The sequence below is a fragment of the Bacillus haynesii genome (assembly GCF_001969855.1).
Classification (GTDB): domain Bacteria; phylum Bacillota; class Bacilli; order Bacillales; family Bacillaceae; genus Bacillus; species Bacillus haynesii.
In genome coordinates, this window is sequence record NZ_MRBL01000027.1 from 69,054 (window position 1) to 85,021 (window position 15,968).

Sequence of the window (15,968 nt, forward strand, 5' to 3'; positions counted from 1 at the left end):
AAGGTTTATATTTCATCATACATGTCTATCAATAAAAGAAAGCGTTTTATTTATATAAGACAATCGTGAATTAAGGGAGGAGATGGCTTCATGCCGCAATCACCGATATTTCTGCAGCCTGAGTTTAAAGAGAGGATCTGGGGGGGAACGGCTTTGCGCGAGACATTCGGCTATGACATTCCCTCTGATTTAACAGGTGAATGCTGGGCCATTTCCGCCCATCCAAACGGGCCAAACATCGTTGCTTCGGGTCCTTACAAAGGAAAAACGCTTGCCGAGCTTTGGGACGAGCATCGCGAATTGTTCGGCGGTGCAGAGGGAGACCGTTTTCCGCTGTTAACGAAAATACTTGATGCCAATCAGGACCTTTCCGTTCAAGTCCACCCGGATGACTATTATGCAGGAGAACACGAAAACGGGGAACTCGGTAAGACAGAATGCTGGTATATCATCGATTGCAAAGAAGGAGCCGAGCTTGTTTACGGCCACACGGCAAGAACGCGGACAGAGTTGGTCACCATGATCAACAGCGGTGATTGGGACAACCTGTTAAGGCGGATCAAAATCAAGCCGGGCGATTTTTATTATGTGCCAAGCGGCACGATTCACGCTCTTTGCGAAGGGACGGTCGTTCTGGAGACACAGCAGAGCTCCGATACGACGTACAGGGTATATGATTATGACCGGACTGATCAAAATGGAGAAAAGCGCGAGCTTCACCTGACACAGGCGATCAATGTCACAACAGTACCGCACGTTGACAGCTATGTTGACGAATCGACAGAAACTCAAAAAGGCATTACCATTAAGACATTTGTTGAAGCCGAATACTTCTCCGTATACAAATGGGAGATCGACGGTGCCGCTGAGCTGACCCAGGATGCCCCTTTCCTGCTATGCAGCGTGATTGAAGGAGAAGGAAAGCTCACTCAGGGTGGCGAATTATTTCCGATCAGCAAAGGAACAAATTTTATCCTTCCGGCCGAAACCAATGATTTTACAATAGAAGGAACATGCGAACTTATCGTGTCACACATATAAAAAGCTTGACGGTCTGCAAAAGAAGGCCGTTAAGCTTTTTTATTGTATGAAAAAATATTCCGGCTCGCCGATAAAAAGAGAAAGCAAGTTTTTGAAATTGGGAGGCTTATAGGCGAGGGGAGTAGAGAATGTGAAAAACATTAGAAAAACCGTTATTTTTGCTGCAATCATTTTGCTCATACATACGGCAGTCCCGGCAATCCCTGCTTTAGCAGCGTATACCGATACTTCCGTCTACAAAATTGAAACAACAAAAGAGTTTAATAGCGAAAGCGCAGCGCTCAAAGCGGCAGAACAACTGAAAAAGGACACGGGATGGAAAGCCGAGGTCAAACCTTCAGGAAAAAACGGCACAACATACGTTTTGAGATCAGAAGGTGTCGAAGGGGAGAGCAGAGCAAAAAATCTGCTTTTGCAGTTTGAAAAAGAAACCGGCTTGAAGGCGTCCTATGGTCCGGTTGGACAGAAAGAACCGTTTTCCAAAGCGGTATCAAAGGAATTTGTCGGTGAAGCAAAAGCCAAGGAATGGGCGCTCCAATTTGAAAAGGAAACCGGTCTGAAAGCGACCTATACAATTGCAGGAAACAGGGAAGCTTATGTGAAGGTCGTCACGGGAGGAATCGAAGGCGAAGACAATACGAAAGCCATCCTCGACCGTTTTCAAAAAGAGACCGGCCTCAAAGCGTCGTACGCACCATACGGAGCGGGGCAAGCGCTCGTCAAGCTTTATTCAGGAGAAATCGCAGATGAGAGCAAAGCGAAAAGCCTGCTTGTCCGATTTGAAAAAGAAACTGCCCTTAAAGGAACGATAGAAACAGTAAAGAAACAACAGCCCAGATATAAAATTGTGACAGGTTCGATACAAGGCGAAACAAACGCAAAAAATCTGCTGAAGCAGTTTGAAAAAGAGCTCAAGGTCAAAGGGGCATATGAAGCTGCCGGTCAGCCGGCACAGCTTTACAATGTGAAATCGGGATATTTTAATGACGAAAAGAGCGCGAAAAATGCCGCCGGACAAATTAAAAAGAATACCGGTCTCACCTCAAGCACGGAAAAGGTAAAAGGTACGCGCTTTTGGATCGTAAGCATGAAAAGCGTAGACAGTCAAAACCTCAAAAAAATCGACGCCTTTTTCAAAAAGAAAACGTGGCGTTATACTGCTGCAAAGACGGGAAAAAAGCAGACATCTTTCAGAATCGTTTCCGTCCCGCTTTCAGATCAAAAGAAAGCAAACGACGGCATCCGGTTTTTTAAAAACAAAAACATTCAGGCGTCTGCTCAAAGCGCCGGCAGCACGACCGTCAGCCGCTTCCGGATCACGTCCGGCGAAACAGCCGTCCAAGCGCGAATCAATAAAGGACTGGAATTCTTTAAGAAAAACGGTGCGGCGGGAACGGCCGGACCAACAGGAAAAAAAGTGTACAGCCATTATCAGCTGACGACGGAATCCGTATACGAACAGGACAAAGTGACGAAGGCACTCAATTTCTTTAAAGAAGCAGGCATTCACGCAGAGGCCGTGAAGACCGGCCAATATTACAGCCGGTACAAACTGAGTTCGGAAGCTATGATCGGAACGGAGAAATTACAGCAAGCGCTCGGATTTTTCAGCAAGCAGAATATACCGGGCAAGATTGAACAAACGGGTGAGTACGGCTACAGGCAGTACCGGGTGACGACAGGTCAGATCACAAGTAAAGCAGATCTCGACAAGGGATTGAATGTCTTTAAGAAGAACAATGTCAGCGCAACTTACCAAACAAAGTCGGTCAGCCTGTTTCACACCTCAATCAATGAACTATTTACAGGGAAAGACCGTGCGGATGCTGCCGCCAATCGGATCAAAACGAATTACGGCTGGGCGGTGAATGTCATCAAAGTGAAAAACGGCCCGCAAATCACAACGACTGACTACGGAATCACGCTCAGTCAGATGGTCGACAAACAGATGAAAGTCAGCCCGCAAACGGATGCGTCGGCATATGTTTCATTGAGCTACATCAATACGGCGAATCAAACCGTCACGGCTGATCTGCTGAATATCAGGTCAAGCCCCCTTGTGACAAGCGGCAACATCATCGGACAGCTGCAAAAAGGGGATAAAGTCAACATCCTCTCCCAGGAAAACGGCTGGGCAAAAATCAGAATGAATTGGCGAAATGCCAGCAGGGATGAAGTCGAGAAATATGTCAATCCGAAAAATTTCACACAAGACAGCTCGGCATACTTCCAATTTTTAAAACTGTCGCAAACGGCCGGATTGAATGCCGCCGAAGTCAATGCAAAAATCCTTTATAATAAAGGGATTTTGACAGGCAAAGGCCAAGCGTTCATTGACGCGGCGAGAGCATGCAGCATCAATGAACTGTACCTCATTTCGCACTCGCTCCTTGAGACGGGCAACGGAACTTCCGAGTTAGCCAAAGGAACGATGTTCAACGGCAAAAAGGTTTACAATATGTACGGCGTCGGGGCTTACGACAGCAACCCGCTTTACTACGGTGCAAAATACGCCTATGAACAAGGGTGGTTCACACCTGAAGCCGCCATTATGGGCGGAGCCAAATTCATCGGTGAAAAATACATTCACCACCCGACTTACAAACAGGACACGCTCTATAAAATGAGGTGGTCTCCGAATGCCCTTCACCAATATGCGACAGATGTCGGCTGGGCTTATAAGCAGGTGGGGAGAATGTACAGTCTTTATACATTGCTTGATCAATATACGTTGTACTATGATGTGCCGGTTTATCGGTCATCATCATAAAAAGACCGGCTATGTTCCATTAGGAACAGGCCGGTCTTTTTTCATTTGCCGTCATATGCTCGCTCATAAAGTTCAACAGGCGCACGCTGGCATCGCCTGTTGAATATTGATGCCATTCTTGTGCAAACCTCTTGATCTCTTCCTTTGTGCCGGACATTTCTTTGATTTCTTTCAGCAGCATTTCGCTGTCCATGCAGGCTTTGCCGGGAATGACTGCTTCAAAATCATCGATCAGTCCGCGTTTTTCATTATACTCTGCCATATCATACGTGAAAAACAGAATCGGTTTATTTAACAAAGCGTACTCAAAGGCGACCGACGAGTAGTCAGAAATCAGGATGTCGCTTTCCATCAGCAAATCCTTTAACGGAACGTCTGATACGTCTTTAATCAGCCCTTCGTGCTCTTCAAAAGTAATCTGTTCCCGCACGGCCGGATGCAGTTTGACCAACAGTAAAAATTCTCCCTTCAGTTCCCCGGAGAGCTGCTCCTTAGAGAATGGGAGACGGACGGAGGTCAAACAATAGTCCCTGTATGTCGGTGCATACAGAATAACCTTTTGGTCTGGACGATCCGCTGTTTGTTTTCCGGCATGAAAATATTCATCAGTTAACGGAACGCCCGTCCGCAAAAAACGGTCATCTTCCACGCCGAATGACCGCTTGAAAATGTCCGCCATTTTCTCCGAACCGACGGTGATATAATCAAATGAACGATATACCTTTTTAAACCGCTTAATATCGCCGGTAGATCGATATCGGTTTCCGATATCTTCGAGTCCGAACTTTTTCAAAGCGCCGGATGCATGCCAAATTTGAATGCATGTCGTCTGAGGGCGTTTATTCAAAACACTTGTCAGGAGAAAATAATTATCCGTTAAAACGAATTTACACTTAAACATCCGATATACGGCTTTTATGAGATCAATCGGATGTTTCTCGTTGATCACTTGCGAGCGAACGGAAGGATATTCATCTGCAAGGGAAACGGCGTGCCTTGTAAAAAGGACTTCCAATTCAAACGGCCGGCTGCTGTTGACATACTCCTCCAGCAGCGCGCGCGCATTATCCGGAAAGGAAACAAGCAATACAACTCTGTCGCGCGCTTTTACCCTTTTGAAAATAAAACCGGTTAAAGCGAGACCGGCCGAGTAAATCATAACCAATAAAGAACGTATATTCATTCGTTATCCAAACTCTTTTCTACAAATCGATTTTAGATTGCTCTTTGATCTGCTCCGGATAGTAGTGCCGCTGTTTTTGAACTCTTTCCTCTTTCAGAACGGAAAAGACATATTTCGGGATGTTCAGCATCCGCTTCCACCTCGTCGGATTGGTCAGCAGGCGGTACATCCATTCAAGATTCAGCTTAATGAACATTTTCGGTGCTCTTTTCACTTTTCCGCTGAACACATCGAAGCTCCCCCCGATGCCGATCGCAATCGCCTGAGGAAATAGATGCTTATGTTCATAAATAAACTTTTCCTGATGCGGATATCCGAGAGCTACAAAAACCATGTCGGGCTTGGCAGCCGCGATTTGCTTGGCAACTTCGCCTTTGTCTTTGACATAGCCGTGTGAGTATCCGGCCAGCTCAATTCCGGGATATTCGGTTGACAGCCGATCAGCAACAGCTTGAATAACCTCTTGTTTGGCCCCGTATAAAAAGACCCTTTTCTTTTTGCGTTCAGCCAGGCTCAGGAGGTTGATAAATACATCGTACCCCGCGATCCTCGATTTTAATCTGCTGTTAATCAGCCTTGAAGTCAGGACGATGCCGATTCCGTCCGGCAGGATAAAGTCAGCAGATGAAACTGTTTTAAAATAATCCTTGTCTTTTGCAGCCGCATACCCGATCTCAGGGTTTACCGTTGCGATAAACGCCCCCTCATTGCGGTCGATAAAGGATTCTTCAAGATGATTCAAAAATCCGGGCAAATCCCCGTTAACATATGCAAGATGATGAACCGTTTCCGTTTGCAGCATAGTTTTTTCCTCCTTCCGGTTTAAGAAATGTAAGTATATACGAATGTATAAAAGTCGAAGATTAAGAGACCAACCCAAAAATTCAGGAGGTCTAACGTATATTTTAGCATAGATCATTCATAAAAGATTAACAATATCTTTACATTAGATTAAGATTTTTTACATCTTATTCAGAAAATGCTCGATTTTTTTAGATAAAATTTGGAATTACATTAACCTTAAAGAATACTTAACGTTTGATAGGCGATGTGCTATAATGAATGATCAGTAAAGACCTGTGAAATGAATGTAACTTATCGAGTGTTTTTGATATATCAATATAGCTTTTCGCCTTAAGATTAGAAAGGAGAGCGCATGACAATGAAGAAAGTCATCACATATGGAACGTTTGATTTATTACATTGGGGACATATCAAGTTATTGGAACGGGCAAAACAATTGGGGGATTATCTCGTCGTAGCGATTTCGACTGACGAATTCAATCTTCAAAAGCAGAAAAAAGCTTATCACAGCTATGAGCACCGCAAGCTCATTCTAGAAACGATCCGCTATGTAGACGAAGTCATCCCGGAAAAAAACTGGGATCAAAAGGTACAAGATGTGATCGACCATGACATCGATGTATTTGTCATGGGAGATGACTGGGAAGGAAAATTCGACTTCTTGAAGGATCATTGCGAGGTTGTTTACCTTCCGAGAACCGAAGGGATTTCCACGACGAAGATCAAAGAGGAAATCGCGAACCTTTAATGTCGGCTCAGTTGAATAAAAATTCAAAAAGTACTTCTTAAAAAAGATAAGAAGTGCTTTTTGTTTCGTATACGAATCATTTTAATATAATAAGTATGAACAGCTTTGCTTTTGAATAAAAAAAGAGGAGTAGACTGATTTTATGGATAGTGCAATTCCGTTAAAATTTCAGCTGCGGGAAATAAAAGTTAACGATACTCGTCTCTATTTTGTGTTCGAAAGTTCTATCTCTCTTGATCATGTCGGTGTTTTGGCAGTGAACCGCAATTCGAAAAAAGAGATGCGTGTAACTTGTAACCAAATAAGCGATTCAGAGCAGTTAAAAGCAGCGGAGATATCTTTAGATAACCTATCTAACCTGATGATAGACGAAACGGTCATCGATTTTTATGTGCTATATGAAAATAATGAAAAAAATCAATGTAAAAAGAGGATTTACACAGCCTCAAAACCGATTGAGCTGTATTGGCATCAGGATCGAGCCAATCAGTTCATTTATTTGCCGTATACGACCCGAAAAGGCCACTTCGCTCTTGATGCTTTACGGAGAAAAGCAGTGGCGGAACCGGATAGCATTAAGTTAAGCTCCGAAGGAAAACTAATGATCGGAGGCTATACTTTTCTGCTCGATGCGGAAGAACGTTTGATGATAAAAAGCAAAAGGTTGGTTTTAAAGGAAATTAGTCAAAAAGATGAGGAAAGGGTTTTTGATTTTCCTTTAAAAGACGTTCAGCGCGGCGATTTGTCAGCTCATTCTTCAGATCATGCCGTTGGATTTGAGGCTGAAATCGATCTGAAAAAGCTGTATGAAGAGAACAGGATGCCTGCTTTCTTTCAGTTTTATATAGAATACGTAGGTGAAGATGCTGTAACAGGGGAGGAAACCGTTATAAAAAGCAGGGCATTCAGGCTTATAGATGATATAGACCGTTTTTCAATTGTTAATACAAAAAAAGGACCGGCTCGTTTTCACATCTATCCGCAGAAACGAAAACGGGGTATGCGCCTAAGAATGAACGACTATACGATCAAAACCCGTGCGGTTTATTTTGCCAAAGGAAAAAGCAAAAGGCTGATGTCAGTCATTCGCAAAGGCAAGAATAAAGTAAAGAAAAAGATTTCGGGCATGGTGAAGAGAGCATACTATTTTACTTTTGGACTGGCCGGCAAACTGCCTGTTAAAAAGAAAACCGTCATGTTTGAAAGTTTTGCCGGTAAGCAGTACAGCTGCAATCCGAGAGCCATTTACGAATATATGAAGGAACATCATCCGGAATACAACTTAATATGGAGTGTAAATCCGAGTTATACAGAAATTTTTGAAGAAAAAAATGTCCCTTATATTAACCGATTCACGCTGAAGTGGCTGTTCGCCATGGCAAGGGCGGAATATTGGGTTGTAAACAGCCGGCTTCCTTTATGGATACCAAAACCAAAGCACACGACATATGTGCAGACATGGCACGGGACTCCGCTGAAAAGGCTTGCCGTTGATATGGAAGAAGTGCACATGCCGGGCACCAACACTGAGAAGTACAAGCAAAATTTCACTAAAGAAGCATCGAAGTGGGACTATTTAATATCCCCGAATCGTTATTCAACCGAAATCTTTGCCCGCGCTTTTCAATTTAACAAAACAATGATTGAGTCCGGCTACCCGAGGAATGACTTTCTGTATACAGACAACTGCCCGGAAACGATGAAGGCCATAAAGAGAAAAATGAATATCCCCGAAGATAAAAAGGTCATCTTATATGCACCGACATGGCGGGATAATGAATTTTATGCTAAGGGAAAATACAAGTTCCAGCTTCAAATGGATCTAGACAAGATGCAAGAAAAGTTTGGGAAAGATTCTGTCATTCTGTTGAGAATGCACTATCTAGTAGCTGAAAGCTTTGATTTTGAACAGTATGAAGGTTTTATATACGATGCCTCACTGTATCCCGACATTAGAGAGTTGTATCTCATCAGTGATATTTTAATTACAGATTATTCGTCTGTATTTTTTGACTATGCAAATTTAAGAAGACCTATCATTTTCTACACTTATGATATCGAAAATTATAGGGATACCTTAAGAGGATTTTATTTTGATCTTGAAAGAGAAGCACCTGGAACATTGGTCTACAATGAATCTGAGCTTATGGAAGAGATGGAAAGGGTACTGAGGAACCCTCAATTACACAAGAATTATGAGTCGTTTTATGAAAAATTTTGTTCGTTTGAAGATGGCAAAGCTTCTGAGCGGGTCGTCAAAACTATATTTTGATCTTCATAAAAAAACAGCTTGAGTTTATACTCAAGCTGTTTTTGTTTGGAGCTAAGACTGACACACATTTTTATAAAAGAGCTGCAGTGCATGATTATTATATGATTCATAATCAAAGGTGCGATATTCAATACCTTCTGTGATATATTTCTTCATAGCTTCTGTAAGTGCTTCTTCGGTATTTTCAACAAGCAATCCGAGGCCTCCCTCAAGAACCGAACGTACACCGGTAACATCAGTAGCAATAATAGGTTTGCCGACTATCATGGCTTCCATTAGGACGAGTCCCTGTCCCTCATAATCGGAAGATAGGACAAAACAGTCACATTCATCTAATAAAGCAAAAGGATTTTCGAGTTGACCTGCAAAAATAATATCGTTTTCCAAGCCTAACGTTTCAGCTTGCAATGTCAGCTGTTTTTTCAGCGGTCCATCTCCTACAATATACAATTTAGAATTTGGAAATTCCTTATGCAGCCGGGCAAAAGAATTGATTAATTTTTCTTGTCCTTTTTCGGGTGATAGACGGCCGATGTTGATAAAATTATAATTCTCTTTTTTCGGAACCGTCAGCCCAAAAATATTGAGTATATTAGGATTTTCTTCGTTCTGTTCACGAAGGATTAAATATTCCTTACCGTTCGTCTGGACTGTGTTCTTTACATCTTTATTTTTCAAGATCTGTTTTGAACCAATAACATTGTCGACATATACCATTTTTCTATCGGCATCAGGAATGAATTGGCGTAAATTCTTGTAATTTTCTTCATTAGCTGATTTCGCCACAGACACCACTTTATCGTAGTATTTGTATAAAGAGAATATAACTTTTAAGTTCTTTCTATGTTTGTATTTCCCATTAATTTTCTTGTTGTACTCTTCCATCATATCATTGTGCAGGTAAATACTTCTTGTCTTGAATTGTCCAAATGCAAATAACATAGACCAAAATTTATTATAGCCTCCAAAATCAATCCCTATATCAAACTTTGCATTTCCAATAATTCGTTTTAATTCTCTTTGGTAAGCTTTGACCGGAGCGGTTTTAGACATAGAGTCAGTATAAATGCCTCTCCGTAAAACCAATTGGTGCTCATAGGTCTCCTTGAGCGTCTTGTTAAAAACACCCGGACGATATAGTACATGAACTTTCGGGTTGAGTTTTCGGATGTTTTTCCACTTGTCTTTATGTTCATTGGCATTATCAATAACAGTCACTTCATATTTTGAATAATCAATATGATCAAAAAGGTTAATTGCCGACATCGTAATTCCGTTGTTATAAAAACCTCCGCAATAGAAGAGGAGTTTTTGTTTATCTGTTTCTGTGCTTATGAGCTGTTCTTGGTTTTGTTTTTTGAAAATCATCTCGACGAGCCGTTTTGATGCTTGACCATCATCATTGTAGCAGAATTCTTCGAGATACTTGTCATATTGTTCACTAAATTCTTTTTTCAGTATGTGAATATTTTGCAGTTTATCAATTAATTCGTTTAGGCTTTCACATACCGGTCCCGGCAGATTATTAATATCTAAGTAGAAGCCTCTTTCTGCTTCATATTCTTGATGATCAATCATATAAAACAGGACCGGTTTTTTTAATGGTAGGAAGTCAAAGAAAATACTTGAATAGTCTGTTATAAGAATATCGACAGCCGCAAGCAACTTATTGGTGTCATACCAATTTGGTACACATAAATGATCCAATTTATTTTTTTTGAAATATTCAAATGTGAAGTAATGAGATTTTAATAAGACGATATAATCATCGCCCATAGATTTTTGTATATCCATTACTTCATCAAGAAGCACTTGGCTGGTGTCGTTTTCTTTTCCGACTGTCCCTCTCCATGTAGGAGCATACAGAATGACTTTCTTATCTAAAGGAATATTAAGCGTTTTTCTTACTTCTTCACCGTTTGTTTCCAATGTAAGATCTGTTCGCGGATATCCGATATCTGCGACTTTTCCGGCATAAATTTCATAGATGTCATGCGATTTAAGCAATTTCTCGTAAGTGAATTGATTAGGACTGATAAGATAATCACTGTGAAGCAAGTTTCGCTGAATGTTCTTGTGAGTTGACATTCCGCGATTCTTAATATCCAAACCAAGCGTTTTTAAAGGTGTTCCATGCCAGGTATTAATGTATATTTGCTCATCCCTTTTAACGAAGTAAAATGGAAAGGAAGTATCGTTAATTAAATATTTAGACGTAGCAAGGTATTTTAAATAATGATTGCTGTCAACAGATGTAAATGAAACATTTTGATAATTCCTTTTAAGTTCTTCGACCATTGGGTCGCTGATATCATTAATAACCCAAACATGATGATAATCTTTAAAGTCTTTATCTTGAACTAATTTTAAAAAGATTGCATAACAGTTTCCGCTTATGCTGCGTCCATGGTAAGCTTCGTAAAGAACTGTTTTTTCCTTTATCGGAAGAGAGACATATTGACTATATTTCGCTCGAATACGTACTCTTTTGTTGCTAAGGTATTCCTTTAAAGGATCTATTATAAAGCGGACTTTTCTCTTCGCTATCTTTTTGATTCTTTTAAAATTCATAAAAATACTGTTCCTCCCCTAATCCAATCAAAGAAATTAATGTTGACTATTACTTGATTCCCAATTATTTTTAGTATCTTAAATAAATGAAGACTTTAAGTAAGGTTTGACACGCTAATAAGTATATGCTAACAAAACGCATAAAGCAATATAGCCTTATTTAATAAAATGAATGATAATATTGGGGTGATATCCTCGCATTGCCTATTGAGGGAGTAAATATTTGTGTTGTTTTTTTTCCTATTATAACAGGCATGCGTTTTGTTAGATATTTGTTTGTAATAGCAATAACGAATAAAATTTGTTACAATTATTCGGTGCACGATGTAACGGCTATTATATTATGCTAAGGAAGATAAATCATGAAAGCATTAATAAGAGTGTTAAAAGAACAGTTTTTATCGTTGCCTTTAATCATCAGGTTGGCGGCTTACGAAACAAAATCAAAATATCAAATGAATTACTTGGGCGTGTTATGGCAGTTTTTGAATCCGCTCATTCAGATGCTGGCTTATTGGTTTGTATTTGGGATCGGAATCAGAAAGAGCAGTGAGATGGTTACAGGCGTCGGAGAAGTGCCTTTCATCATCTGGATGCTTGCCGGCTTGATTCCTTGGTTTTTTATCAGTCCGACGATTCTTGATGGTTCAAACAGTGTATATAAACGAATTAACATGGTGGCCAAAATGAATTTTCCAATCAGCTCTCTTCCTTCAGTGGCGATTGCGGCTAACCTGTTCAGCTATTTTGTGATGATGGCGATTTATGTCATTGTGCTGCTTGCGTTTGGCATTTATCCAAATCTTCAGTGGCTTGAATATATTTACTATTTGTTTTGCATGATTGTTTTTATGTTCGCATTCAGTTTGTTTAATTCAACGATCAGTGTACTGGTCAGGGATTATCAGTTCCTGCTGCAATCTGTGACAAGGCTGTTGTTTTTCCTGCTGCCGATTTTTTGGGATATTTCCACGCAGCTGGGGGACAAGCACCCGGCATTGTTGAACGTGATTAAGCTGAATCCGCTTTTTTATATTATCGACGGATTCAGAAACAGTTTTCTCGGCGGAAGCTGGTTTTTCGAAGATGCGACTTACATGCTGTATTTCTGGGCTTTCACATTATTGCTCTTGACTGTAGGAGCTGTCCTGCATATGAAATTCAGAGACAGGTTTGTTGACTTTCTTTAATACGTAAGGAGATTTTAATGATGAAACTAAAAGTTTCGTTTCGAAATGTTTCAAAACAGTATCAGCTTTATGAAAAACAATCGGATAAAATTAAAGGGCTGTTTTTTCCGGTTAAAGATAAAGGTTTTTTTGCTGTGCGGAATGTCTCCTTTGACGTGTATGAAGGGGAGACGATCGGATTTGTAGGGATTAACGGATCGGGAAAATCGACGATGTCCAACCTGCTGGCAAAAATCATTCCGCCGACAAGCGGTGAAATCGAAATGAACGGGCAGCCTTCCCTGATTGCGATTTCCGCAGGATTAAACAATGCGCTGACGGGCAGAGACAACATTCGTCTCAAGTGCTTAATGATGGGGCTCACAAATAAAGAAATTGATGAGATGTATGACAGTATCGTTGAATTCGCAGAAATCGGCGAGTTTATCAATCAGCCGGTTAAAAGCTATTCCAGCGGAATGAAATCCCGGCTCGGCTTTGCGATCTCAGTGCATATCGATCCTGATATTTTAATTATTGACGAAGCGTTATCAGTAGGTGATCAAACCTTCTATGATAAATGTGTTGACAGAATTACCGAGTTTAAAAATCAAGGGAAAACCATTTTCTTCGTCAGCCATTCAATCGGTCAAATTGAGAAAATTTGCGATCGGGTTGCCTGGATCGATAATGGCGAGCTTCGCATGTTTGATGACACAAAGACGGTCGTAAAGGAATATAAAGAATTTATAAGCTGGTTTAAAAAGCTTTCCAAAAAAGAGAAAGACAAATATAAAAAAGAACAATTAGCCAGCCGCAAACAGGTCTTGTCCGAAGAAGATCTTGCTCATCTTGAAAAAGACAAGAAAAAACAAAAATCTTTGGCAAATATCATTCCGATTGCTGGTTTGTCCATCCTGGTCGTATTGGCTGCCGGAGCGATGTTTGTTTAAAAGGAAAGACGCGTCATTTTGCAGATGACATTATAAAAAGCTATTGGATATCCATCCAATAGCTTTTTTATTAAACTTCTTCTTTTGCCAGGAGGTCTTGCATAAATGGAATCAATGAATCCTTCAGTTCGCTGTCCTGCATGGCAAATTCGAGAGTTGTCTGGATAAAACCGAGTTTTTCTCCGACATCATAGCGTTTGCCTTCAAAGTCATAAGCGAATACGCGCTGGATTTCGTTTAACTTTTGAATCGCATCTGTCAGCTGGATCTCTCCGCCCGCACCGATTTGCTGTTTATCTAAGTACATGAAAATTTCAGGAGTAAAGACATACCGTCCCAAAATCGCAAGGTTAGACGGTGCCGTTCCCGGTTTTGGTTTTTCAACAAAGTTTTTGACCTGGTATAGGCGTCCTTCATTTGTCAGAGGATCAATGATCCCGTAGCGGTGCGTTTGATCTTCAGGCACTTGCTGAACACCGATAACGGATGAGAGAGTTTTTTCGTACTCGTCCATCAGCTGGCGAAGACCAGGTTTTTCTGCTTGGACAATGTCGTCTCCAAGGAGCACTGCGAACGGCTCGTCCCCGATAAAGTTGCGGGCGCACCAAACGGCATGTCCGAGTCCTTTTGGTTCTTTTTGGCGAATATAGTGGATATCAGCGAGATTTGACGCTTTTTTTACTTTTTCAAGCAGTTCGGTTTTACCTTTTTCTTCTAGATTTCGTTCGAGTTCCGGCGAGAAATCGAAATGATCTTCAATCGCTCGTTTGCTTTTACCGGTTACGATGATAATGTCTTCAATACCGGCTTCAACGGCTTCTTCAATAATATATTGAATGGTTGGCTTATCTACGATTGGAAGCATTTCTTTGGGCATCGCTTTCGTTGCAGGGAGGAAACGTGTTCCAAGGCCCGCTGCGGGAATGATCGCTTTACGAACTTTCTTCAATTCAATACACCTTCCTTAAACTATGTTTTCTACTCAGCCAGGAAAAATACGCTTAGCAAGCGGAGAGTATGCTGAATATATGTATGATATACCCCGAAAAATTACAATTACAAACTCATCATATAAGAAAAACAATTCTTAAACAAGTGTAAACAGGTATAAAGCGTAAAGATGTTATATAATGAAGGGAAATCTCATTCTTCAACAGGATGGTTTGCGGTTTGATCAATGGATGTTTTATGATGAGAATATCGTCCATAAGCAATCGATTCAGCAGACGATTCTTAAAAAAAAGCTGTTCATAAAGAAAACAGGTGATAGAAAAATGAAGAAACTAAAAGTCATGACAGTATTCGGCACGCGCCCTGAAGCCATTAAGATGGCGCCGCTCGTCCTTGAATTAAGGAAATATCCCGACATTGAGTCTTATGTGACGGTTACAGCCCAGCACAGGCAAATGCTTGACCAGGTGCTTGAAGCTTTTAACATAAAGCCTGATTTTGATTTGAATATCATGAAAGAAAGGCAAACGTTGGCTGAAATTACGTCTAATGCGCTTGTGAAGCTGGACGAGCTGTTTCAGTCCATCAAACCGGACATTGTGCTTGTTCACGGTGATACGACAACGACATTTGCGGGAAGTCTTGCCGCTTATTATCACCAAATTTCCGTCGGCCATGTAGAGGCGGGGCTCAGGACCGGAAACAAATACTCGCCGTTTCCCGAAGAGCTGAACAGGCAGCTGACGGGATCGATTGCCGATCTTCATTTTGCGCCGACAGAGCAGGCCGAACAGAATCTGCTCCGCGAAAATAAAGACCCGGAGACGATTTTCGTCACGGGAAATACCGCAATCGATGCACTTCGCACAACAGTGAGAGACGGCTATTCACATCCCGTTCTTGAAAAAATCGGGAATGACAAGATGATTTTGCTTACCGCCCACCGCCGTGAAAATTTAGGGGAGCCGATGGAAAACATGTTTAAAGCGATCAGGCGGATCGTCGAAGAATTTGACGACGTACAGGTTGTCTATCCCGTTCATCTCAATCCCGCTGTTCGTGAAGCGGCTGCAAAGCATTTCGGCGATTTGGATAAAGTCCATCTGATAGAGCCGCTCGAAGTCATTGATTTTCACAACTTTGCGGCCGAAGCTCACTTCATCCTCACCGACTCGGGAGGGGTGCAGGAAGAAGCGCCATCGCTCGGAAAACCGGTCCTCGTGCTTCGCGATACGACGGAACGCCCTGAAGGCGTTCAGGCCGGGACGCTTAAACTGGCAGGTACGGAAGAAGATAAGATCTATCAGCTGACTAAACAGCTGTTGACCGATCAAGATGAATATCGCAAAATGTCCCGGGCTTCAAACCCGTACGGGGACGGACAGGCTTCGCGGCGAATTGTGGAGGCGCTTCTTTACCGGTACGGATACAGAAGTGCGCGGCCTGACGTGTTTAAAGATAAATAAAAAAAGCTTCCTTTTCAGGAAGCTTTCAGACCGTTGACAA

At 41.5% G+C, this 15,968-nt stretch carries 10 protein-coding genes and 1 pseudogene; 7 read left to right on the forward strand and 4 right to left on the reverse strand.

What is annotated here, in order from left to right; all coding sequences use genetic code 11:
* Positions 1-90 precede the first annotated feature (90 nt).
* Positions 91-1,041, forward strand: a complete 951-nt coding sequence (gene manA, locus BTA31_RS20195; RefSeq protein ID WP_076793662.1) for a mannose-6-phosphate isomerase, class I — start codon at positions 91-93, stop codon at positions 1,039-1,041.
* Positions 1,042-1,171: 130 nt separating this feature from the next.
* A complete protein-coding gene (locus BTA31_RS20200) occupies positions 1,172-3,811 on the forward strand; it encodes an N-acetylglucosaminidase (protein WP_076793663.1) in 2,640 nt (879 codons plus the stop codon).
* A gap of 19 nt (positions 3,812-3,830) precedes the next feature.
* Here the strand turns inward: BTA31_RS20200 and BTA31_RS20205 are convergent, their stop codons facing one another.
* Complete coding sequence (locus BTA31_RS20205) at positions 3,831-4,994, reverse strand: CDP-glycerol glycerophosphotransferase family protein (protein ID WP_076793664.1); 1,164 nt, start codon at positions 4,992-4,994, stop codon at positions 3,831-3,833.
* Between the two features lie 19 nt (positions 4,995-5,013).
* On the reverse strand, positions 5,014-5,793 hold the full coding sequence (locus BTA31_RS20210) for a WecB/TagA/CpsF family glycosyltransferase (protein ID WP_076793672.1): 780 nt from the start codon (positions 5,791-5,793) through the stop codon (positions 5,014-5,016).
* A 363-nt stretch (positions 5,794-6,156) separates the two neighbouring features.
* Here BTA31_RS20210 and tagD point away from each other — a divergent pair, with 363 nt between their 5' ends.
* On the forward strand, positions 6,157-6,546 hold the full coding sequence (gene tagD, locus BTA31_RS20215; RefSeq protein WP_020453152.1) for a glycerol-3-phosphate cytidylyltransferase: 390 nt from the start codon (positions 6,157-6,159) through the stop codon (positions 6,544-6,546).
* A gap of 142 nt (positions 6,547-6,688) precedes the next feature.
* Positions 6,689-8,818 (forward strand): CDP-glycerol glycerophosphotransferase family protein, encoded by a 2,130-nt coding sequence (locus tag BTA31_RS20220; RefSeq protein ID WP_076793665.1) that lies wholly within the window; start codon positions 6,689-6,691, stop codon positions 8,816-8,818.
* Between the two features lie 51 nt (positions 8,819-8,869).
* Here BTA31_RS20220 and BTA31_RS20225 read toward each other — a convergent pair whose 3' ends face one another.
* Complete coding sequence (locus BTA31_RS20225) at positions 8,870-11,389, reverse strand: glycosyltransferase (protein ID WP_076793666.1); 2,520 nt, start codon at positions 11,387-11,389, stop codon at positions 8,870-8,872.
* A gap of 362 nt (positions 11,390-11,751) precedes the next feature.
* On the opposite strand from BTA31_RS20225, the gene BTA31_RS20230 reads away from it, so the two are divergent.
* Positions 11,752-12,579 carry an ABC transporter permease gene (locus BTA31_RS20230; RefSeq protein WP_076793667.1) on the forward strand — a complete coding sequence of 276 codons (828 nt, stop codon included), beginning with the start codon at positions 11,752-11,754 and terminating at the stop codon, positions 12,577-12,579.
* Between the two features lie 20 nt (positions 12,580-12,599).
* A pseudogene (gene tagH, locus BTA31_RS20235) lies at positions 12,600-13,505 on the forward strand (teichoic acids export ABC transporter ATP-binding subunit TagH); the annotation flags it as partial.
* A gap of 76 nt (positions 13,506-13,581) precedes the next feature.
* On the opposite strand, the gene galU reads toward tagH, so the two are convergent.
* Positions 13,582-14,460: a UTP--glucose-1-phosphate uridylyltransferase GalU gene (gene galU / locus BTA31_RS20240; RefSeq protein ID WP_075751504.1), complete on the reverse strand. Its 879-nt coding sequence runs from the start codon at positions 14,458-14,460 to the stop codon at positions 13,582-13,584.
* Positions 14,461-14,785: 325 nt separating this feature from the next.
* Here galU and wecB point away from each other — a divergent pair, with 325 nt between their 5' ends.
* Positions 14,786-15,928 carry a non-hydrolyzing UDP-N-acetylglucosamine 2-epimerase gene (wecB, locus tag BTA31_RS20245; RefSeq protein ID WP_076793673.1) on the forward strand — a complete coding sequence of 381 codons (1,143 nt, stop codon included), beginning with the start codon at positions 14,786-14,788 and terminating at the stop codon, positions 15,926-15,928.
* The last annotated feature ends 40 nt before the right edge of the window (positions 15,929-15,968 follow it).